Source organism: Enterovirga sp. CN4-39, from assembly GCF_049446235.1.
Lineage (GTDB): Bacteria > Pseudomonadota > Alphaproteobacteria > Rhizobiales > Beijerinckiaceae > Enterovirga.
The window spans coordinates 1-18486 of record NZ_JBMSEF010000029.1; the positions used below are offsets into that span (position 1 = coordinate 1).

The following is an 18486-nucleotide window of genomic DNA, read 5'->3' on the forward strand; positions in this document are numbered from 1 at the left end:
CCCCTCCACCAGGCTTCGCCTGGCCCCCCTCCCCCTGTGGGGGAGGAGACGCGCGTCCCGCCGGCTCGCGAGCTTCCCGGCGCGAAAAGGGCGCATCTCGCCATCATCGCCTCGCTGCCCGCTCGCGGCGGCGCGGGCCCTGCAGCGTCCGGAAATGCCCGGCGAGGGCCGCCGCGAAGGCGGGATCGTTGATGTGGAGGGGGAGCCGCAGGAGCTGCCGGTTGGCGTTCTGCCGCACCGTGCGTTCGAGCGTCTCGAACAGGGCGGCGTCCGCGTCGGGATCGTGGAATGGCTGCCCCGGCGCGTCCAGCGCGGAGACGCCCCGCTCCGGGATGAGAAAGCGGACCGGGCCTTCCATGGCGTTCAGCCGCTCGCCGATCCAGCGCCCCATCCGGGCGTTCTCGTCCGCGGTGGTCCGCATCAGGGTGATCTGCGGGTTGTGCGGGTAGAGCCTGCGGCCGCGATAGGGCTCCGGCACGGTCTCGGGCGCCGCGAAATTGACCATGTCGAGCGCGCCGACCGATCCGACATAGGGGATGCGGGTGCGGATGACGGCGCCGAACCGGTCCTCGGTCGCGGGCAGGATTCCGCCCATCATCATGTCGCAGATCTCGGTCGTGGAGACGTCGATCACGCCGGCCAGCATCCCGGAATCGACGAGCTTCTCCATCGCGCGCCCGCCCGTCCCGGTCGCGTGGAAGACGAGCGGCTCCCACTCGGCGGCGATCAGCCTGGAGACCGCCTGCACGCAGGGCGTCGTCACGCCGAACATCGTGAGCCCGACGAGCGGCTTCTCCGCGCCTTCCGCCCGCCGGCCGGCCGGCTCGCGGCGAAGCTCGGCGAGGCGCGCCTTCGCCATGCCGGCCATCGCCCGCGCGCCGTTGCCGAGGATGCTCCGGGAGATCCGGTTGAGCCCCTGCACGTCCGTCACGGAATGCATCATGGTGATGTCCGCCGCGCCGACATAGGCGGCGACGTTCCCCGAGGCGACCGTCGAGATCATGATCTTGGGCACGCCGATCGGCAGCGCCTGCATGCCGGCCGTCGCGAGCGCGGTTCCGCCCGACCCGCCGGCCGCGATCACGCCGAGCACGCCCTGCTGCCGGGGCAGCCAGGCCCTGAACGCCTCCGTCATGGCGGCGACGGCCGTGCCGCGGTCACCCGAGGCGAGCCCGGCCGAGCCGCGCGGATGGGCCAGCGCCACCTCCTGCGGCGAGACATCCGCGCCCGCGCTCCGCCCCGAGGTCGAGAGATCGACGAGCCGGGTCCGCAGCCCCTCCTCGCGCAGGATGTCGCGGATGAAACGGAGCTCGTCTCCCTTGGTGTCGAGCGTGCCGGCGACGATCACGACGGGCTCGCCGACGACGTTACTGGCCAGCGGCCCGGTCGCCGAGACGCGCCTTCCGTCGAGGGTGGCCAGGACCGGCCGCGAGAGCGTCCGCGCCTGGGCCTCGATGCGGGATGCCGGCACCGGCTGCGACCACCGGGTCGGCAGGACCGGATTGGAGACGTAGACGCGCGTCGGCCCGGTCGGGGGCGGCCGGGACGCCGGGGCAGCCTGCGCCGACGCGGGCTCCGTCACGCCGTCGGTCTCGTCGTGGCCGTGGCGGCCGACGCCGAGCAGCCGCTGCTGCAGGTCGCGGTCGCCCGCGAGCGTCGCGGAGGCGATGATGCGGTTGACCCGGCCATTGACCATGATGGCGACCGGGTCGGACATCTCGGTCGCGACGCCGATATTCTGCTCGATGACCAGGATGGCGATGTCGCCGGCCTCGGCGAGCGCGACGAGCATCTCCTCGACCTGCGCCACGATCACGGGGGCGAGCCCCTCCGTCGGCTCGTCCATGATCAGGAGGCGCGGGTTCATCAGCAGGGCGCGGCTGATCGCCAGCATCTGCTGCTCGCCGCCGGAGAGCTGGGCGCCGCCGTTGTTGCGGCGCTCCGCGAGGCGCGGAAAGGTCTCGTAGATCCGCTCCGGCGTCCAGGCGCCGCGCTTGCCGCGCTGCATCAGGCGCAGGTGCTCGTCGACGGTGAGCGAGCGCCACAGGCGGCGGCCCTGCGGCACGTAGCCGATCCCGCGCCGCGCCACCTCGGCCGGGCTCCGGCCGGCGATCTCCTCGCCGAAGAAGCGGATCGACCCGGAGCTGATCGGCACGAGGCCCATGATGGCCTTGCACAGGGTCGTCTTGCCCATGCCGTTGCGGCCGACGACGGAGAGCACGCCCCCCTGCAGCGTCAGGTCGACGCCCTGGAGCGCATGCGAGCGTCCGTAGAAGACGTTCAGGCCGGTGACCTGGAGGACCGGGACCCCGGGCGGCGGGGGAGCGTGGAAGCGCTCAGCCATGGCCGCCTCCGAGATACAGCTCCTGCACCTCCGGGTCGGACTCGATCTCCTCCGGCCGCCCTTCCTTGAAGATGCGGCCGTTGTGCATCATCGTCACGCTCTCGACGACGCGCAAAGCCACGTCCATGTCGTGCTCGATGATGATGTAGCCGATATGGGCGGGCAGCGAGGTCAGGATGTTGACGAGGTCGCGCCGCTCGGTCGGCGAGAGGCCCGCCGCCGGTTCGTCGAACAGGATGAAGCGCGGCGCCCCCGAGAGGGCGAGCGCGATCTCGAGCTGGCGCTGCTGACCGTAGGCGAGCTCCCCGACCAGGCGGTCCTTGACGTCCGTGAGGTGCACGGCGTCCACGAGGGCTTCGGCGGCCTGCGTCAGCGTCTCGTCGCGGCGCGGGCGCAGGAGCGAGAAGCGGTTCCGCGACACGCCCCGGCAGGCGAGATAGACGTTGTCGAGGACGCTCAGCCCCGTGAAGAGCGACGAGATCTGGTAGGTGCGCCGCAGGCCCCGGCGGATGCGCTCCTGCGGCGGGAAGGCCGTCACATCCTCGCCGAAGAACCGGATGATGCCGGAGGTCGGCGGGAAGTCGCCCGTGATGCAGTTGAACAGCGTCGTCTTGCCGGCGCCGTTCGATCCCAGCACGGCGCGCCGCTCGCCCGGCCGGACGCTGAGCGTCACGTCGGAGAGCGCCGCGAGCGCACCGAAGAGGCGGGCGACGCCGCGCAATTCGAGCGCGTTGTCGGAGCCCGACGAGCGCAGGCCGCGAAGCGCGACGGCGCTCATGGCCCCCTCCCCGGCGCGCCCATGGCGGAGGAGCGCGCGTCGCGGCCCCTGAGATAGCGCTCGCGCAGGCGCTCGAAGATGCCGACGAGCCCGCCCGGCGAGAACAGGACGATGACCAGGAAGCCGAGCCCGATCAGGAGTTGGAAGCGCTTGCCGTCGAGGCCCACGGCCTCGAGCAGGTCGAGCGAGAAGGTCCGCAGCAGGACATAGACGAGCGCGCCCACGAAGGGGCCGATCGGGCGCGACAGCCCGCCCACCACGGCGATGATGAGGACGTCCACCACCGGCCCGATTCCGGCTGTGCCTGGCGAGATCTGCCCCTGGTACCAGACCAGCAGGACACCCGCGGCCGCAGCGATCACGGACGCGAACGTGTAGGCGGCGATCCGGTGCGCCGCGACGTTGAAGCCGAGCGCCGCCATGCGCCGGGGATTGTCGCGCGTGCCCTGGAGGGCGAGGCCGAAGGGCGCGCGCGCGACATACAGGACGGCCCCGTAGGCGAGCGCCCCGCAGCCGAGGCAGAGATAGTAGAACGGGATGGTGTCGCGCCAGTCGACGCCGAGGAAATGCGGCGGCGCGATGCCGTTGAAGCCGCTGAACCCGTTGAAGATCGTGTAGTTCTGCAGCGCGAGATAGTAGAAGGCCGACGCGATCGCGAGCGTGATCATGATCGTGTAGATGCCCTCCGTCCGGACGGAGAGCGCGCCGCTCACGGTGCCGAAGATCGTGGCCAGCACGATCGCGACCGGCACGGCGGTCCACCACGGCCATTTCAGGCTGATCTGCGCGATGGCGCTGTCGCCGAGGATCGCGACGAGGTAGCCGGCGAAGGCCGCCACCGTCATCTGCACCAGGCTGACGATCCCGCCATAGCCGGCGAGGAACATGAGGCTCAGCGCGACCATGCCGAGGATGATCGCGTAGGCGAAGATCTGGACGAGCCAGAAGGGGCTCGCGATCAGCGGCATGAGGAGCAGGATCGCGGCCACGACCCAGAACGGGGTGCCGAGCCCGGCGATCGCCTCGGCGACGCCGCGCGCCGGCCGGCCCGGAGGGCTGAAGGCGACGGGCGTGTCCGCGACGGCCATGCTCAGCGCCTCACGGCTGCGAGGCCCTGCGGCCTCACGGCGAGGACCGCGACCATGATGAGGAAGGTCAGCATCACGGCATAGGTCGGCATGTAGACCGAGCCGAACTGCTCGGCGAGGCCGACGATCAGGGCGCCGACGGCGGCCCCCGGGATCGACCCCATCCCGCCCACGATCACGACGACGAGCGAGGAGAGCAGGATCTTCGTGTCCTCGCCGGGCTGGAGGGACTGGAAGGTGCCGCCGACGACGCCCGCGAGGCCCGCGAGCCCTGCCCCGAAGGCGAAGATCATCACGAAGACGAGCTGGACGCGGACTCCCGTCGCCGAGAGCATGTCGCGGTCGTCGACGCCCGCCCGCACCAGCATGCCGACCCGCGTGCGGTTGAGCGCGAGCCACATCAGAATCCCGACCACCACGGCGCCGCAGAAGATCGCGAGCCGCAGCGCCGGATAGGTCATCATCACGGCCTCGCCATTGCTCCGCACCGCGACCGCGAGGGGCAGCTGGACGGGCCCGGCGAGCCAGGCCGGCGTCTCGACCTGGAAGGTATCGCCGCCATAGCCCCAGAGGAGCAGGTCGGCGAACACGATGGAGAGGCCGATGGTCACCAGCGTCTGGCGGAGGTCCTGCCCCTCCATCCAGCGGAACAGGAAGACCTGCATCAGCACCCCGACGAGCGCGACGACCAGGAAAGCGGCGATCAGGGCCGCCGCCCAGGAGCCGGTGGCGACGCCGACGCTCCAGCCGAGATAGCCGCCGAGCAGGTACAGCGAGCCATGCGCGAGGTTCACGTTGCGCATCAGGCCGAAGATCAGCGTGAAGCCGCTCGCGACCAGGAAATAGAGCGCGCCGAGCGTGATGCCGTTGAGGAGCGCGCTGAGAAAGACGCGCTTGCGGCCGAGCGCTGCCTCCATGCCGGGCGTCCAGACCGCGAAGACGAGCCAGAGGAGGAGCGCGACCGCCACCAGGATGACGAGCGACCAGATCGGGCGGCGCTCCACGAACGCCCTCACGGCCGCGGCCTTGCCATCCGGCGCGGGCCGGCTTTCCGATCGACCCCGCGCCGCCTCATGGGCCTGGATCCTCCCCTCGCCCGGCCGTCGAGGGTCGGGTCGCCCCCCGGATCATAGGGCCGGTTCGCGGGGGCGGCATGTCGCCCAGTCTGATTCTAGTGCGGCCGCACATGGGCCACCTGCCGGTAATTCGTCGGCGCCATGCCGACATGCGCGGCGAAGAACCGGGTAAATCCGCTCTGCGACGAGAAGCCGAGCTCGAACCCGATCTCCGTCACCGAGAGATTGCTGCCGGCGACCTGTGCGATGGCGCGCTCCATCAGCAGGGTCTTCAGGTAGATGTTCGGCGTGATCCCGGTCTGCTGCCGGAACAGCTTGTAGAAATGCGGCCGCGACAGCCCCGCCTGCCGGGCGACGCCGTCGAGGCAGAGGCCGGCCCCGCCGATCTCGGACAGGATCTGGATGGACTTGCGGACCCGGTAGTCGCGGACACCCTCCGGGTCCTGCTCGTCGGGGTCGCGCCCGCGCCAGGATTCCTCGAAGGAGGCGGCCGTGAGCTCGAACAGGAGGCGATCGACCAGGCCAGAAGCGCGCCCGCCCGGCAGGAGGCGTGTCACCTCGCCGACGAGCCGCGCGATCGCAGGCGAGACGGGAATGTCGGCGCGCCCGAACCGGAGCGCGGTGCTCCTGCCGGGCCGCGTCGGGAACCAGGACGGATTGACGTAGAGGACGAGGCACAGCGACCCGGCCTCGTTCCCGGGCGGCACGAAGCTGTGCGGTTGCCAGGGGTTCACGCCCGACGCCAAGGCCTGCGAGCATTCGTGGAACGCCTCGCCCACGCCGACGCGCGCAGCCGGCCCGCCGGCATGGAAGACGAGGTGACCTTCCCGATGGGCATGCGTGAGGATCGGCCGGTTCAGCTGATAGAGGCCGGCCCGGCCGAAACTGCCGTGATAGATGGCAATCGCCCTGCTCATCCCGCTCCCTCGTCATGAAGCCGAAGGCCGGACAGGGCCCGTCACTTCCGGGCCCGCGTCCTCTCGATGCTCCGAACCGCCCCTTGGGGCCGCGCGAAAGCCGCTCGCCCTGCACGCCTGTCGAGCGCAGGAGCGCGCCCGATGCCCCGCCTGCGCGGCGGGGTCGGGCATTGCGAAGGCGGCGCGCGCGGCGCCGCCGCTTACGCCGAGGCTCTCAGTAGGACGTCTTGCACTCGGGATTCGTCCTGCTCGGCAGCCCGATCTTCTGGAAGGCGGCTGCGTCGAGCCCGAGCGTCTGGTTCACGTTCGGGACCGCCTTCACGAACTTGTTCGTCAGCTCGCCATTGGGCAGTTCCGCCACCTCCGTGATGAAGGTCGTGGCGATCGCCTGGCGGTTGTCGTCGAGCTTGACCTTGCCGTTCGGCGCATCGAGCTCGACCTTGGCCAGTTCCGCCCGGAACTTCGCCCCGCCATCGGACAGGTCGCCATTCACCTTCTCGAGCGCGGTTCTGACGGCGTTGAAGGCGTTGTAGTAGTTCGTGGCGAACAGGGACGGGCTCGCGAAGCGCTTATCGGCCGGGAAGGATTCCTGGTAGAGCTTCACCCACTCCTTCCACTTCGGATCGTCCCAGGCATCCGCGACGCCGCTCGAGGACGGCGTGCCGACGAGGAGCCGCTTCGCGGCGCCGCGCGAGGACAGCACCGTCTGGTCCACCATGATGGAGCCGCCGATGAACTTCGCCTTGCCGCCGGTCTGGCTGTACTGATTCAGGAAGTTCACGGCATCGCCGCCGCCGAGGCCCAGGAACACGGCATCGACATCGTCGGACAGGTTGGCGATGACCGAGCCGAAATCCTTCGTCCCGAGCGGGACCCATTGCCGCTGCACGATCTGGCCGCCGGCCTTGCAATAGCCGACGCCGAAGCCGAGCACCTGCGTGTAGGGGAAGGAATAGTCTTCCGCGATGATGGCGATCTTCTTGTAGCCCTTGTCCTTGAAGACGTACTCGCCGAGGCCCGCCATCCACTGGGCGCCGTCGCTGTTGAAGCGGAAGAAGTTCGGCGCCGGGTTGATGTAGGTCGTCTCGAGAGCGCCCGACGAGCCGTTGACGATCGCGACGTTCGGGACGGTCTTGGCGTAGTCGCGCAGCGCGATGCCCTCCGACCCGGAGAGCGGCCCGATGATGATCTGGACCTTGTCCTGCTCGACGAGTTTGCGGGCCGCCCGGAGCGCGGAATCCGGGCTCGCGTCGGTCGGCACGATGATCAGCTCGATCTCCCGCCCCGCGATCTTGTTCCCGGCCTGCTTGGCGGCGATCTGCACCCCGCGGACGCCGTCCTCGCCTCCCGAGGTCAGGGCCCCGGACAGGGTCGCAGTTACGCCGATCTTGAGTTTCTCCTGGGCCTGCGCCGCACCCGGCACGGCCAGCAGGCAACAGGCAGCAATCGCTGCCTTGAGCGCTCCTTGCATCCACGTTCCTCCCAGTCGCGTCCGGATTGTTTCCGGTTCGCTTGGGCCGATTGTGTCCCGTTTTCTTGGACCTTTTCAATGGGCCTGGAGCAGGATTCAGACGGAGGTGAATTCTTTAGTACGCTTTCCCTTGCCGATTCAGTGCCGGACGCCTGCCGCCCGGGGCGGGACGGGTGTCCCCGGGGCGATCGCCGAATCCCCAGCGGCCGCGGCTGCGCGGCATCCGAGCTGCTGACGCCGGAGAAACTTCTCCTCCCCCGCGAGCAGAAATGAGAACAGGTTATCGAGGCGCGGCAGCATTTTGAAAAGCGTCTACGGCACGCTTTTGCTAAACAGCCAAGATTACAGGCTCAGCTTCTTGGGATTCAGGAGATCGTCATGACCGAAATGCTCGCGCGGCGCGGTTTCCTGAAGGCCACGGCTGCCATGGCGGCGGGCGCGGCCGCCGGCTTTTCTTGCGTCGAGATCGCCAGCGCCGCGCCCATCACGGTGCCCACGATCGACAAGCTGACGATGCGGGTGCTGATCGACTCCGCGCACGACCAGTTCCTGAAGCCGTCTGTTGTCGGCGGCGTGCAGCACCAGCCGCCGGGCTCCGGGCGCGGCGCGGATTACCGCCAGGTGCTGCACAACCAGTGGGGCCTGTCGCTCTTCCTCGAGTCGGAGCGCGATGCCGAGGCGCGCGCGATCCTGCTCGATTTCGGCTACAGCCCCGATGCGCTCCTCAACAATATCGGCATCCTCAAGGTCGATCCGACCAAGCTGGACGCGCTGGTCGTCAGCCACGGCCATCACGACCATTACGGCGGGCTGAACGGCTTCCTCGACAAGTACCGCAGTTCGCTCCCGCCCGAGCTCAGGCTCTATGCGGGCGGCGAGGACAATTTCTGCCATCGGGTCACCCCGGCTGGACAGGGACAGTTCACCGATTTCGGCCAGCTCGACCGGCGTGACCTCGCGGCGCACAAGGTCACTACGGTGCTGTGCGAGACCCCGACCGTCGTCGCCGGCCATGCCTTCACGACGGGGCAGATCAAGCGCCGCTCCATCGAGAAGATCCTTCCGAATACCTTCGTGGAACGCGGCATGAAGGATGGGCTCGGCTGCAATGCCGAGCATTACAGCCCGGCGGAGCTTCAGGGAAAGATCATCCCGGACGAGCATGTCCACGAGCACGCGACCTGCTTCAACGTGAAGGGCAAGGGCCTGGTGGTGATCAGCTCCTGCGGCCATGTCGGGATCGTCAATTCGGTCCGGCAGGCGCAGGAGGTCTCGGGCATCGAGAAGGTGCATGCGATCGTCGGCGGCTTCCACCTCGGGCCGGCCCCCAAGGACTACCTCACGCAGGTCGTGGCCGAGGTGAAGAAGCTCCAGCCGGACGTCGTGATCCCGATGCATTGCAGCGGGCTCAACTTCGCCCTCGAGGCGCAGGCGCAGATGCCGGAGAACGTGCTCGTGCCGACCACGGGCAGCCGGCTGCTCTTCGGAGCCTGACCGGATGCCGGAACAGCAGGCCGGCGGCGTGAGGCGGCTCGCCGCCATGGCGGCGTTCGCTTTGCTCGCTGCCGCCCTCCCTCCGGCATCGCCCGGCGCGCAGGAGGCGCCCAAGCGGCGGTCGGCCGCGGAGCTGATGGACGTCCTGATGTGGAACCGCGAGCCGGTCGGAGGGACGTTCGCGCTCACCGACCAGGCGGGCCGGCGTCGCACGGACGCCGACTTCCGCGGCAGGTTGATGCTCGTCTATTTCGGCTTCACCTATTGCCCGGACATCTGCCCGACCGACCTGCAGGAGATGTCGCGCGCCGTGAACCTGCTCGGGGCCGAGGGCGAGGCCGTGCAGCCGATCTTCATCACGCTCGACCCCGAGCGCGACACGGCCGACCACCTCGCCACCTATGTCGACCTGTTCCACCCGCGGCTCGTCGGGCTCACGGGGAGCCCGGAGGCGATCGGCGCGGCGGCCGACGCCTACAGGGTGTATCACGAGAAGGTTTCGACCGGACCGGACGCCTATACGGTCGATCACAGCGCCTTCGTGTACCTGATGGATCGCGAGGGCCGGTATCTCGGCTTCTTTCCGCCGAACACCTCGGCGGAAAGGATGCTGACCATCATCAGGCCGCACCTCGCGGCGAAATAGGCCGCGAGGGCTGCCTGGCAGAGGTTATTGCTTGACCACCTTGCCGGTGCTGTCGACCTTCACCTCGTGCTTGCCGACCGGCGACGCCAGCTCGATCTCGTAGATGATGTCCGAGCCGCCCTTCTCGATTTCCGCCTCGACGGCCCGGGCCGCGTTGCCGATCGCCTTCTCGGCCGCGCCCACGGCATCGCGCAGGGACGTCTTGGCGGCCTGCAGGTCGCTCGGCTTCAGGCGGGAGAAGTACCGATCGAAGACCTTGTTCTCGGTCTTCAGCACCGCGCCCGTATTGGCGTCGATCGTCTGCTCGACGAACTTACCGTCCGGGTACAGCACCTTGATCTCGTAATAGGGCGACTGGTTCGGGCCCCCGCTGTCGAACTCGACCTCGACGGCCTCACCCTTGCCGGTGATCTTCTCGGCGACCTCGACCGCTTCGACCAGCGGGATCTTGACCGCCTGGATGGCGCCGTACTTGCCGGCATGGGCAGGTTTGCCGGCCGCCGGAGCGGCCGTGGTCGCTCCCGACGGTGCGGCCGTGGAGGGTGCCGTTGTGGAGGGGGCGGTCGTGGTTTGCGCCAGGGCGAAACTCGCCGAAGTGCCGAGCAACGCGAGCGCAACCGCCATGCGGAGTTTCATGTTTCCCTCCCGAAGATGATGCGGGCCAACGCCACGGCTCGGGGGGAGGTTCGGCGCCTGCGGCCCTCTGTCCGGCTTCGACAAAGGGCGCGCCGCCGACACTTCTCGGGTTCCGTGGAGCTATCTGCCGTGTCCTGAATTGTACAAACCATGCGAGCGACGCTTCTCCACCAGCCGGGCACCGGCGGAAACGACCTTTCGACCGAGCACCTGCTCGAGGAGCTGGCGAAGGCCGGCCTCGCCTCGGACCACCACTCGCTCGCCGATCCGGATTGGTGCGAGACCCTGGGCGGGACCGAGCTCGCCATCGTGGCGGGCGGGGACGGGACCGTCGCACGCGTGCTCACGGGGCTGAAGGACCGGCGCGTGAAGCTCGCCATCCTGCCGCTCGGGGGCGCGAACAACATCGCGACCTCGCTCGGCTACCCCGAAGCGGATCTCGACAGGATCATCGCCGCGCTCGAGCACGCGCATGAAGCCCAGATCCGGGTCTGCGAGGCCCGTGGCCGTTGGGGAATCCGCCGCTTCGTCGAGGCCGTCGGGATCGGCGCCCTGGCGCGCTCGACCTCGGCCCTCCAGGACGAGCGCCTCGTCGGCGACGACAAGCGCCGCATCGGGCGCGAAGCGCTCGCCGGCGTGCTCCGTGAGATGCCCCCCGCGAGGGCAGCCTTCCATTTCGACGGGGAGGAGCTTCCGGAACCCGCGCTCCTCGTCGAATGCATGAACACCGCGATGATCGGGCCGAACCTCCCCCTTGGCCCCGATACCTCCGCTGGATCCGACGCGCTGTCGCTCGTGTGGCTGCCCGAGCGGTCGCGCGGTGCCATGCTCGACTGGCTGCAGGCCCCCGAGAGCGGACCGCCGCCGGTCGAGCGGCGTTCCGTGTCGCGGGTCGCCATCGACGCCCATGACGAGCCGCTGCGCATCGACGACAAGACGGTCGAGTGGGACGGAAGCCGCATCACGCTCACCGTGCTCGACACGCCCGTCACGGTCCTGGTCCCGGGAGCGCTCCGATGAGCAGCCAAGTGCCTGATGCCGAAGACCGCCCCTCCGACCGCCTCCTGGCGGAGATCGAGCGCAGCGCGGTCGACCTCGCCCGCCTCGCCGGCACGGAGATCCAGGCCTCCCTCGGGCGGACGCTGAGCGTCAGGTACAAGGCGCTCGGCGACGACGAGACGCTGTTCCGGGATCCGGTCTCCGAGGTCGACCACCGGACGGAGGTCCTGATCCGGGCGCGTCTCGACGAGGCCTTCCCGGATCATGGCATCATCGGAGAGGAGCAGGACGACAAGCCCGCCCATCCCGACGCCTTCGTCTGGGCCGTCGATCCCATCGACGGCACGACGAACTTCATCAACGGCTTCCCGCTCTTCGCCGCCTCCATCGGCGTGCTGCACAGGGGCCGGCCGGTGGTCGGCGCGGTCTGGTGCTCCACCTCCCACGCGCTGCGGCCGGGCGTGTACCACGCACGGCTCGGCGGGGCGCTCTCGTTCGAGGATGCGGAGTTCGAACGCGTGGCGAGCGGCGACGTCCAGCGCCAGCTCGTCGGCCTGCCGCACGCGCCGCGGGGCTACGACGCGCGCTGGGATTCGCGGAAGAGCGGCTCCGCCGCGATCGAGACGGCCTTCGTGGCCGCGGGGCTGCTCCAGGCGGCGCGGTTCGACACGCCGAACGTCTGGGACGTCGCGGCCGGCATCGTGCTCGTGGAGGCGGCCGGAGGCGCCGTCCTCACCCGAGCGGGATCGGAGTGGCGCCCCTTCACGTCCTTCACGGGCCCGGGCGGGGCTCCCGATCCGCGCGCCTGGCGGCAGGACCTGGTTCTCGGGAGAGAGCCCGCCCTGCAGCAGCTCGCGCAGGCCGGCGACTAGGCCGCCATCTGCAGGCTGGCCTTCGCGGCCTTCATGTCGCGGGCCGGGGGCTGGCCGAACAGGCGCGCATAGTCGCGCGTGAATTGCGGCACGCTCTCGTAGCCGACCGCATAGGCGGCATCGCTGATCCGCGCGCCCTCCGCCAGCATCATGCGCCGCGTCTCGATCAGCCGGAGCTGCTTCTGGAACTGCAGGGGCGTCAGGGAGGTGATCGCCCGGAAATGCTCGTGGAACGAGGACGGGCTCATCCCGGCGACCTCCGCGAGGCGCTCGACCCGGATCGCTTTGGCGAAATCGGACCGGATGACCGAGACGGCGCGCGAGATGCGCTGCGCGTGGCTGTCCGCGATCCCGAGGCTCCGGATCGCGCCGCCATGCCGGCCCGAGAGAAGCCAGAAATGCAGCTCGCGCATCAGCTGGCCCTGGAGCACCGGCAGGGCCGCCGGGCGGTCGAGCAGCCGCAGGAGCCGCAGCGCCGCATCCGCGACCTCGACCTCCGTCGCATCGACCCGGACCGGAGCCCCCATCGCGTAGGGAGAGGCGCCCATCTCCGTCGCGAGGGCCTCGATCAGGGCGAGGTCGAGATCGATGACCAGCGACAGGTAGGGCGTGGCCGGCGAGGCCCGCGTGATCTGGCTGACCGTCGGCACGTCCGTGGTGATCAGCAGCGACTCGCCCGCGCCGAAATCGAACGTGCTGCGTCCCATCGTGACGCGCTTGCCGCCCTGGAGCACCAGCGCGACCAGCGGCTTCGAGATGGCGTAGGCCAGGGCCGTCGGCGCCGTCTCGCGCAGGATGGTGAGGCCGGGCACCGGCGTCGGCGCGACGCCGTCCTGGCAATGCGCGTTCGCGAAGCGCAGCGCGATGTCGGTGAGACCGTCCGCCATGGGTGAAAACTACACGCGGGCGGGGCGGCTAGCAACCGCGCCCGCACGATCGGGCAATAGCGCCGCGGCACCGACCTGTCACCGCCACCTGAGAACGCGACGCTCATCCGTAGGATCAGGCAAGAACCGCCGAGCTTCAGGCAACATGGGACGGCCCCGTTCCTTCATCCTGGCGGCATCGGCACACCGATGAAGGAGACACTCCGATGACCACCATCTCGCTCGTGACCGGCGGCAACCGCGGTCTCGGCCGCAACACCGCCCTCAGCATCGCCCGCCATGGCGGGGACGTCATCCTGACCTATCGCAACGGCGCGGATCAGGCGCGTTCCGTCGTGGCCGAGATCGAGGCGCTCGGCGGCAAGGCGGTCGCCCTGCAGCTGGACGTCGCCCGCGTCGCGACCTTCCCGGCCTTCGTGGAGGCGGTCCGCACCGCGCTCGCGGAGACCTGGGGGCGCGAGACGCTCGACCACCTCGTCAACAATGCGGGCCAGGGCGAGATGGCGAGCTTCCCGGAAACGACGGAGGCCCAGTTCGATTCCCTGTTCGACACGCACGTGAAGGGCGTGTTCTTCCTGACCCAGGCGCTGCTGCCGGTCCTGGCGGATGGCGGCGGGATCGTGAACTTCTCCTCCGGCCTGACGCGGGTCTCCTTCCCGGGCTTCTCGGCCTATTCGGCCGCCAAGGGCGCGGTCGAGATCCTGAGCGTCTACATGGCCCGGGAGCTCGGCAGCCAGGGCATCCGGGTGAACACCGTCGCGCCCGGTGCCATCGAGACCGACTTCCTGGGCGGCGCCGTGCGCGACATCCCCGACCTCAACGGGCAGTTCGCCGGCATGACGGCGCTCGGGCGGGTCGGCCTGCCGGACGACATCGGCCCGATGGTCGCGAGCCTGCTGGGTCCCGACAACCGCTGGGTCACCGGGCAGCGGATCGAGGTCTCGGGCGGCCAGGTCATCTGAGCCGCCGATATGCGCCTCGCGATGGATCGCCCGGCGCATTGATCGGCCGGGCCCGGCACTCTAGGGCTGGGGCCGAGATGATGGCGACCGCTCCGGGCGAGCGGGCGGCGCGGGAGAAGCAAAACGGTGATGGGCGACAGGCACGAGAACTACGTCCCGGATGCATCCGGCACCTGGGAGCGGGTCGAACCTGCCCGCTCCGGCTTCGACCCCGACAAGCTCGCGGCCGCGATCGGCTTCGCCGAGGCGAACGAGAGCCCCTGGCCCCGCAGCCTCTACTACCCGGACGGCGCCTATGTCGGGAACGTGGAGTGGAACGAGACCGGCCCGTGGAGCGAGGTCGTGGGTCCCGTCCGCGAGCGTGGCGCCCCCGCCGGCCTGGTCCTGCGGGACGGCCGCATCGTCGCCGAATGGGGCGACGTCACGCGCCCGGATGTGACCTTCTCGATCGCCAAGAGCTATCTCGCGGTCCTCGCCGGGATCGCGTTCGACGACGGGCTGATCGCGGACGTCAACGAGCCCGTCCGGGCGCGCGTCCAGGACCCGGCGCTCGAGGGCCCGCATAACGGCCGCATCACCTGGCGCCACCTCCTGCAGCAATCCAGCGAGTGGGACGGCGAGCTCTTCGGCAAGTCCGACCAGGTGGACCATTTCCGCCAGATCGGCCCGGGCGCGGACAACAGCCGCAAGGGCCAGCTCCGGCAGCGGCAGGAGCCCGGCACGTTCTACGAGTACAACGACGTGCGGGTGAACCTGCTCGCCTATTGCCTCCTGAAGCTCTTCGGCCGGCCGCTGCCGGAGGTGCTGCGCGAGCGCGTCATGGACCCGATCGGCGCATCGCAGAGCTGGGAATGGCTCGGCTACGAGACCTCGTGGGTCGAGATCGCCGGACGGCGCATGCAATCGGTGCCGGGCGGCTCGCATTGGGGCGGCGGGCTCTTCATCCCGACCCTCGACCATGCCCGGTTCGGCCTCATGGTGGCCCGTCGCGGAATGTGGGGCGGGCGGCGCATCCTGTCGGAGGCCTGGATCGAGAAGATGCTGGCGCCCTCGCCGACGCTGGCGAATTACGGCTATCTCTGGTGGCTGAACACCAATCCGGACCTGCCGGCCGGGGCCTTCTCGGCCCTGGGGGCCGGCTCGAACGTCATCTGGGTCGCGCCCGGCGAGGGCCTTGTCGCCGTCATCCGCTGGATCGACAAGGGCGCCATCGACCCGTTCCTGTCGCGCCTGATGGCGGCCACGAAGGCTTGAGGGGCGGCTAACGCGCTGCCCCCGCGCCCTGGACCATGATGGTCGAGCCGAACCGGATCACGACCTCGCCGCCCGCCTCGCTCACGGTCTCCGCCTCCCAGCGGACGATGCCGAGCCCGGGGCGGGAATTCGACGGCCGGGCGAAGACCCACCGCCCCATGACCCGGTAGGGTTTTTCCGCGACGGCCGGGTTCGGCAGGTCGATCGAGCGCAGGTCGAGCCCGACCGCGAGCTTCAGCGGGCGCGTCGCCCGCACGAACACGCCGACCGAGGCGGCGAAGGTGTGGATGGCCGAGGCGAAGAGTTCGCCCACGATGCTCTCCCGCCCGGCCGCCTCGCTCACATGGAAGGGCTGCGGATCCCAGCGCCGGGCAAAGGCGATGATCTCGGCCGCGGAGAACGTGAAGCCGCCGCAGGGAAACGGCTCGTCGATCGGAAGGTCCTCGAACCGCGACCAGGGCTGGTCGATCACATGGAAGCGGCGCGCCGGCTCGTCCGGCCCCGGCCATCCCTCGCCCTCGCTCGCCACAGGCCCTCCCCCCGAACGCGGCTCCTCACCGGCCGCAGCTCCTCATGGCATCGTGCGGCGGCGTCGAACAAGGTTCGGCGGGGATACTTCCCGATACGAGAGATGAATTCCGCCCATCCCGGCGCAGGCCGGGATCCGTCGGAAGTCCTGGAGTGAGCGATTTCAGGATTGGCTCGAGCGCGCAGCCGCGCACCCTCTCCCGGTTGGGAGGGGGATGGGGTGAGGGCAGGACGTCGCAAGGACAAGGCTCCGGATCCGAAGCTGCGGTAGGCCGAGCGCTTCGCCGTCCGACGTCATTCCCTCACCCCGGACGGCTTCGCCGTCCGTCCCTCGGGTCAAGCCCGAGGGCAGGCTCCTCTCCCGCAGGGGAGAGGGTAACCCGCTCACGCCACGAGCAAGCTTACTGCTTCTGGCCCGGGATGCCCTGCACGCGGGGGCCGCCGGCATCCGTGCCCATCTTCTCGGCCTTGCCGCCTCGCACCGAGCCCGTCGTCGAGCTGCGGGTGGCCTTTCCGGACTTCATCGCCTTCTTGGCCGGCGCCGTCTCCGTGGCCCGCATCGAGTTGCGGGGGCCGCCGGCATCCGTGCCCTCGCGCTGGACCGCGCCCTGGGCGAAAGCCGAGGTGGCCATCAGGCTCGACACGCCGAGAGCGGCGAAGGTCAGGTATGCACGTCTCATCACTGGGTTCCCTCCGATGGGCCCGGGCACGAGCGCCCAAGCATCCTACGCGGGAAGCAACGACCAGGATGCAACTAGGTTGCCTTTCGGACGCAGCGGCGAAGCGCACGGTGGCGTGAACGACCGGCTTCCGCCCGTGCGAGCCGGCGCCCGAGGGTGCCCGCGCGGCCGGATCGCGCTATGCCCGTCCGCAAAGCCGGCGGGCAGCCGAGGCCAGGGAGGTTTTGCGGAATGCGCAGCGATGCGGCGACCGACTACGACGCGCTCTACCGTGGCTTCGCCTGGGACATCCCCGAATTCATCAATATCGGCGTGGAGGCCTGCGACCGGCACGCCACCGGCGAGGGGCACCTGGCGCTCGTCGTCGTGGACGAGGACGGCCGCGCGACCCGCTACAGCTTCGACGACCTGAAGCGCCTCTCGAACCGCTTCGCCAACCTGCTGCTCGGCCATGGGCTCGACCGGGGCGACCGCGTCGGCGTGCTGCTGCCGCAGGGCGTCGAGACGGCGGTCGCGCATCTCGGCACCTTCAAGGCGGGCATGATCTCGCTGCCGCTCTTCACGCTCTTCGGCGACGATGCGCTGGAGCATCGGCTCGGCAACGCCGCCGCCCGGCTGGTGGTGACGGATCGCGACGGCGCCGCCAAGCTCGCCCGCATCCGCGACCGGCTGCCCGCGCTGGAGAAGATCCTGGTGGTCGGTGAGGATCGCGGGGGTGGCGAGACGCTCGGCTACGACGAGGAGCTCGCCCGCGCCTCCGACAGCTTCGAGCCGGTCCGGACGCGGGCGGACGACCCGGCCCTCATCATCTACACGTCCGGCACGACGGGCAGCCCCAAGGGCGCCCTGCACGGCCACCGCGTCCTGCGCGGCCACCTCCCCTCGCTCGACCTCGTCCATGACGGGTTCCCGCAGCCGGGCGACCTGCACTGGACGCCGGCCGACTGGGCCTGGATCGGCGGGCTCTTCGACATGCTGTTCCCGTCCTGGTTCCACCGGGTGCCGGTGGTGGCCCATCGCGCCCGCAAGTTCGATCCCCATTTCGCCATGCGGCTTATGGCCGAGCAGGGGGTGCGCAACGTCTTCCTGCCGCCGACCGCCCTGCGCCTGCTCCGCGCCGCGAACGTGCCGGCCGGGCAGGTCCGGCTCCGCTCGATGATGACCGGCGGGGAGGCGCTCGGCTCCGACATCGTCGAATGGGTGCGGGAGACGTTCGGCACCACGCCGCACGAGGTCTATGGCCAGACCGAGTGCAACCTCGTCATCGCCACGAATTCGCGCCTCTTCCCGCTGCGGCCGGGCTCGATGGGCAAGGCCGTTCCCGGCCACGTCGTCGACATCGTGGACGAGAGCGGCGCCGTGCTTCCGGCCGGGCAGGAGGGGATGATCGGCGTACGCCGCCCGGACCCGATCATGCTCCTGGAATACTGGCGCAATCCCGAGGCGACCGCCGCGAAATTCGCGGGCGAGTACCTCCTCACGGGCGACCTCGCCCGCAAGGACGAGGAGGGCTATTTCTGGTATTCGGGCCGGGCCGACGACGTCATCACCAGCGCCGGCTACCGCATCGGCCCGACCGAGATCGAGGATTGCCTCATGCGCCACCCCAAGGTGGCGCGCGCCGCCGTGGTCGGCATCCCGGATCCTGTCCGCACGGAGGCGATCAAGGCCTGGATCGTGCTCAGGCCGGGCGAGACGCCCTCCCCGGCCCTGGTCGAGGACATCCAGGCTTTCGTGCGCACGCGCCTCGCCGCCTACGAATATCCCCGCCACGTCGCCTTCATCGACGAGCTGCCGACCACGATCACCGGCAAGGTCCTGCGCCGCGAGCTGCGGGCCCGCGGCTAGGCTGCG

17 protein-coding genes are annotated in these 18486 nt (G+C 70.0%); 7 read left to right on the forward strand and 10 right to left on the reverse strand.

All coding sequences use genetic code 11. The annotated features are described in order from the left end of the window. Positions 1-103: 103 nt before the first annotated feature. The 6 genes from ACO2SS_RS26790 to ACO2SS_RS26815 all read right to left on the reverse strand — a co-directional run bounded on the left by ACO2SS_RS26790 (position 104) and on the right by ACO2SS_RS26815 (position 7674). Positions 104-2344, reverse strand: coding sequence for an ABC transporter permease (locus ACO2SS_RS26790; protein ID WP_423280922.1), 2241 nt, complete (start codon positions 2342-2344; stop codon positions 104-106). Continuing rightward, the gene (locus ACO2SS_RS26795) at positions 2337-3122 is read right to left on the reverse strand and encodes an ABC transporter ATP-binding protein (RefSeq protein WP_423280923.1); all 786 of its coding nucleotides are present in this window, start codon (positions 3120-3122) and stop codon (positions 2337-2339) included. The genes ACO2SS_RS26790 and ACO2SS_RS26795 overlap by 8 nt, the downstream gene beginning before the upstream one ends. Further along, positions 3119-4210, reverse strand: coding sequence for a branched-chain amino acid ABC transporter permease (locus tag ACO2SS_RS26800; RefSeq protein ID WP_423280924.1), 1092 nt, complete (start codon positions 4208-4210; stop codon positions 3119-3121). The genes ACO2SS_RS26795 and ACO2SS_RS26800 overlap by 4 nt, the downstream gene beginning before the upstream one ends. A 2-nt stretch (positions 4211-4212) precedes the next feature. Beyond that, positions 4213-5226, reverse strand: coding sequence for a branched-chain amino acid ABC transporter permease (locus ACO2SS_RS26805; protein ID WP_423280925.1), 1014 nt, complete (start codon positions 5224-5226; stop codon positions 4213-4215). A gap of 155 nt (positions 5227-5381) precedes the next feature. Next, positions 5382-6203 (reverse strand): helix-turn-helix transcriptional regulator, encoded by an 822-nt coding sequence (locus ACO2SS_RS26810; RefSeq protein WP_423280926.1) that lies wholly within the window; start codon positions 6201-6203, stop codon positions 5382-5384. Positions 6204-6417: 214 nt separating this feature from the next. Beyond that, a complete protein-coding gene (locus ACO2SS_RS26815) occupies positions 6418-7674 on the reverse strand; it encodes an ABC transporter substrate-binding protein (RefSeq protein ID WP_423280927.1) in 1257 nt (418 codons plus the stop codon). A gap of 378 nt (positions 7675-8052) precedes the next feature. On the opposite strand from ACO2SS_RS26815, the gene ACO2SS_RS26820 reads away from it, so the two are divergent. Further along, positions 8053-9168 carry an MBL fold metallo-hydrolase gene (locus ACO2SS_RS26820; RefSeq protein ID WP_423280928.1) on the forward strand — a complete coding sequence of 372 codons (1116 nt, stop codon included), beginning with the start codon at positions 8053-8055 and terminating at the stop codon, positions 9166-9168. A 4-nt stretch (positions 9169-9172) separates the two neighbouring features. After that, positions 9173-9814: an SCO family protein gene (locus ACO2SS_RS26825; protein WP_423280929.1), complete on the forward strand. Its 642-nt coding sequence runs from the start codon at positions 9173-9175 to the stop codon at positions 9812-9814. 24 nt (positions 9815-9838) lie between these two features. On the opposite strand, the gene ACO2SS_RS26830 is transcribed toward ACO2SS_RS26825, so the two are convergent. After that, complete coding sequence (locus tag ACO2SS_RS26830) at positions 9839-10450, reverse strand: PepSY domain-containing protein (protein ID WP_423280930.1); 612 nt, start codon at positions 10448-10450, stop codon at positions 9839-9841. 150 nt (positions 10451-10600) lie between these two features. Here ACO2SS_RS26830 and ACO2SS_RS26835 point away from each other — a divergent pair, with 150 nt between their 5' ends. After that, positions 10601-11470 carry a diacylglycerol/lipid kinase family protein gene (locus ACO2SS_RS26835; protein ID WP_423280931.1) on the forward strand — a complete coding sequence of 290 codons (870 nt, stop codon included), beginning with the start codon at positions 10601-10603 and terminating at the stop codon, positions 11468-11470. Further along, positions 11467-12321 carry an inositol monophosphatase family protein gene (locus tag ACO2SS_RS26840; protein ID WP_423280932.1) on the forward strand — a complete coding sequence of 285 codons (855 nt, stop codon included), beginning with the start codon at positions 11467-11469 and terminating at the stop codon, positions 12319-12321. The genes ACO2SS_RS26835 and ACO2SS_RS26840 overlap by 4 nt, the downstream gene beginning before the upstream one ends. Here the strand turns inward: ACO2SS_RS26840 and ACO2SS_RS26845 are convergent. After that, positions 12318-13208: an AraC family transcriptional regulator gene (locus tag ACO2SS_RS26845; protein ID WP_423280933.1), complete on the reverse strand. Its 891-nt coding sequence runs from the start codon at positions 13206-13208 to the stop codon at positions 12318-12320. The genes ACO2SS_RS26840 and ACO2SS_RS26845 overlap by 4 nt on opposite strands. Before the next feature lie 206 nt (positions 13209-13414). Here ACO2SS_RS26845 and ACO2SS_RS26850 point away from each other — a divergent pair, with 206 nt between their 5' ends. Both ACO2SS_RS26850 and ACO2SS_RS26855 read left to right on the forward strand, forming a co-directional pair. Further along, positions 13415-14170 (forward strand): SDR family NAD(P)-dependent oxidoreductase, encoded by a 756-nt coding sequence (locus ACO2SS_RS26850; RefSeq protein ID WP_423280934.1) that lies wholly within the window; start codon positions 13415-13417, stop codon positions 14168-14170. Between the two features lie 129 nt (positions 14171-14299). Continuing rightward, positions 14300-15424 (forward strand): serine hydrolase domain-containing protein, encoded by a 1125-nt coding sequence (locus ACO2SS_RS26855; RefSeq protein ID WP_423280935.1) that lies wholly within the window; start codon positions 14300-14302, stop codon positions 15422-15424. A gap of 7 nt (positions 15425-15431) precedes the next feature. Here the strand turns inward: ACO2SS_RS26855 and ACO2SS_RS26860 are convergent, their stop codons facing one another. Both ACO2SS_RS26860 and ACO2SS_RS26865 read right to left on the reverse strand, forming a co-directional pair. After that, a complete protein-coding gene (locus ACO2SS_RS26860) occupies positions 15432-15953 on the reverse strand; it encodes a hypothetical protein (RefSeq protein ID WP_423280936.1) in 522 nt (173 codons plus the stop codon). A 400-nt stretch (positions 15954-16353) separates the two neighbouring features. Then, complete coding sequence (locus ACO2SS_RS26865; protein ID WP_423280937.1) at positions 16354-16632, reverse strand: hypothetical protein; 279 nt, start codon at positions 16630-16632, stop codon at positions 16354-16356. A 231-nt stretch (positions 16633-16863) separates the two neighbouring features. On the opposite strand from ACO2SS_RS26865, the gene ACO2SS_RS26870 reads away from it, so the two are divergent. Continuing rightward, the gene (locus tag ACO2SS_RS26870; protein WP_423280938.1) at positions 16864-18480 is read left to right on the forward strand and encodes an acyl-CoA synthetase; all 1617 of its coding nucleotides are present in this window, start codon (positions 16864-16866) and stop codon (positions 18478-18480) included. Positions 18481-18486: the final 6 nt, after the last annotated feature.

Excerpts from the sequence above, each read along its gene's own strand:
- ACO2SS_RS26810 (WP_423280926.1), bottom strand. The coding sequence starts at position 6,203 with ATGAGCAGGGCGATTGCCATCTATCACGGCAGTTTCGGCCGGGCCGGC.
- ACO2SS_RS26830 (WP_423280930.1), bottom strand. The coding sequence starts at position 10,450 with ATGAAACTCCGCATGGCGGTTGCGCTCGCGTTGCTCGGCACTTCGGCG.
- ACO2SS_RS26850 (WP_423280934.1), top strand. The coding sequence starts at position 13,415 with ATGACCACCATCTCGCTCGTGACCGGCGGCAACCGCGGTCTCGGCCGC.
- ACO2SS_RS26820 (WP_423280928.1), top strand. The coding sequence starts at position 8,053 with ATGACCGAAATGCTCGCGCGGCGCGGTTTCCTGAAGGCCACGGCTGCC.
- ACO2SS_RS26790 (WP_423280922.1), bottom strand. The coding sequence starts at position 2,344 with ATGGCTGAGCGCTTCCACGCTCCCCCGCCGCCCGGGGTCCCGGTCCTC.
- ACO2SS_RS26835 (WP_423280931.1), top strand. The coding sequence starts at position 10,601 with ATGCGAGCGACGCTTCTCCACCAGCCGGGCACCGGCGGAAACGACCTT.
- ACO2SS_RS26795 (WP_423280923.1), bottom strand. The coding sequence starts at position 3,122 with ATGAGCGCCGTCGCGCTTCGCGGCCTGCGCTCGTCGGGCTCCGACAAC.
- ACO2SS_RS26825 (WP_423280929.1), top strand. The coding sequence starts at position 9,173 with ATGCCGGAACAGCAGGCCGGCGGCGTGAGGCGGCTCGCCGCCATGGCG.
- ACO2SS_RS26855 (WP_423280935.1), top strand. The coding sequence starts at position 14,300 with ATGGGCGACAGGCACGAGAACTACGTCCCGGATGCATCCGGCACCTGG.
- ACO2SS_RS26800 (WP_423280924.1), bottom strand. The coding sequence starts at position 4,210 with ATGGCCGTCGCGGACACGCCCGTCGCCTTCAGCCCTCCGGGCCGGCCG.
- ACO2SS_RS26815 (WP_423280927.1), bottom strand. The coding sequence starts at position 7,674 with ATGCAAGGAGCGCTCAAGGCAGCGATTGCTGCCTGTTGCCTGCTGGCC.
- ACO2SS_RS26870 (WP_423280938.1), top strand. The coding sequence starts at position 16,864 with ATGCGCAGCGATGCGGCGACCGACTACGACGCGCTCTACCGTGGCTTC.
- ACO2SS_RS26865 (WP_423280937.1), bottom strand. The coding sequence starts at position 16,632 with ATGAGACGTGCATACCTGACCTTCGCCGCTCTCGGCGTGTCGAGCCTG.
- ACO2SS_RS26840 (WP_423280932.1), top strand. The coding sequence starts at position 11,467 with ATGAGCAGCCAAGTGCCTGATGCCGAAGACCGCCCCTCCGACCGCCTC.
- ACO2SS_RS26845 (WP_423280933.1), bottom strand. The coding sequence starts at position 13,208 with ATGGCGGACGGTCTCACCGACATCGCGCTGCGCTTCGCGAACGCGCAT.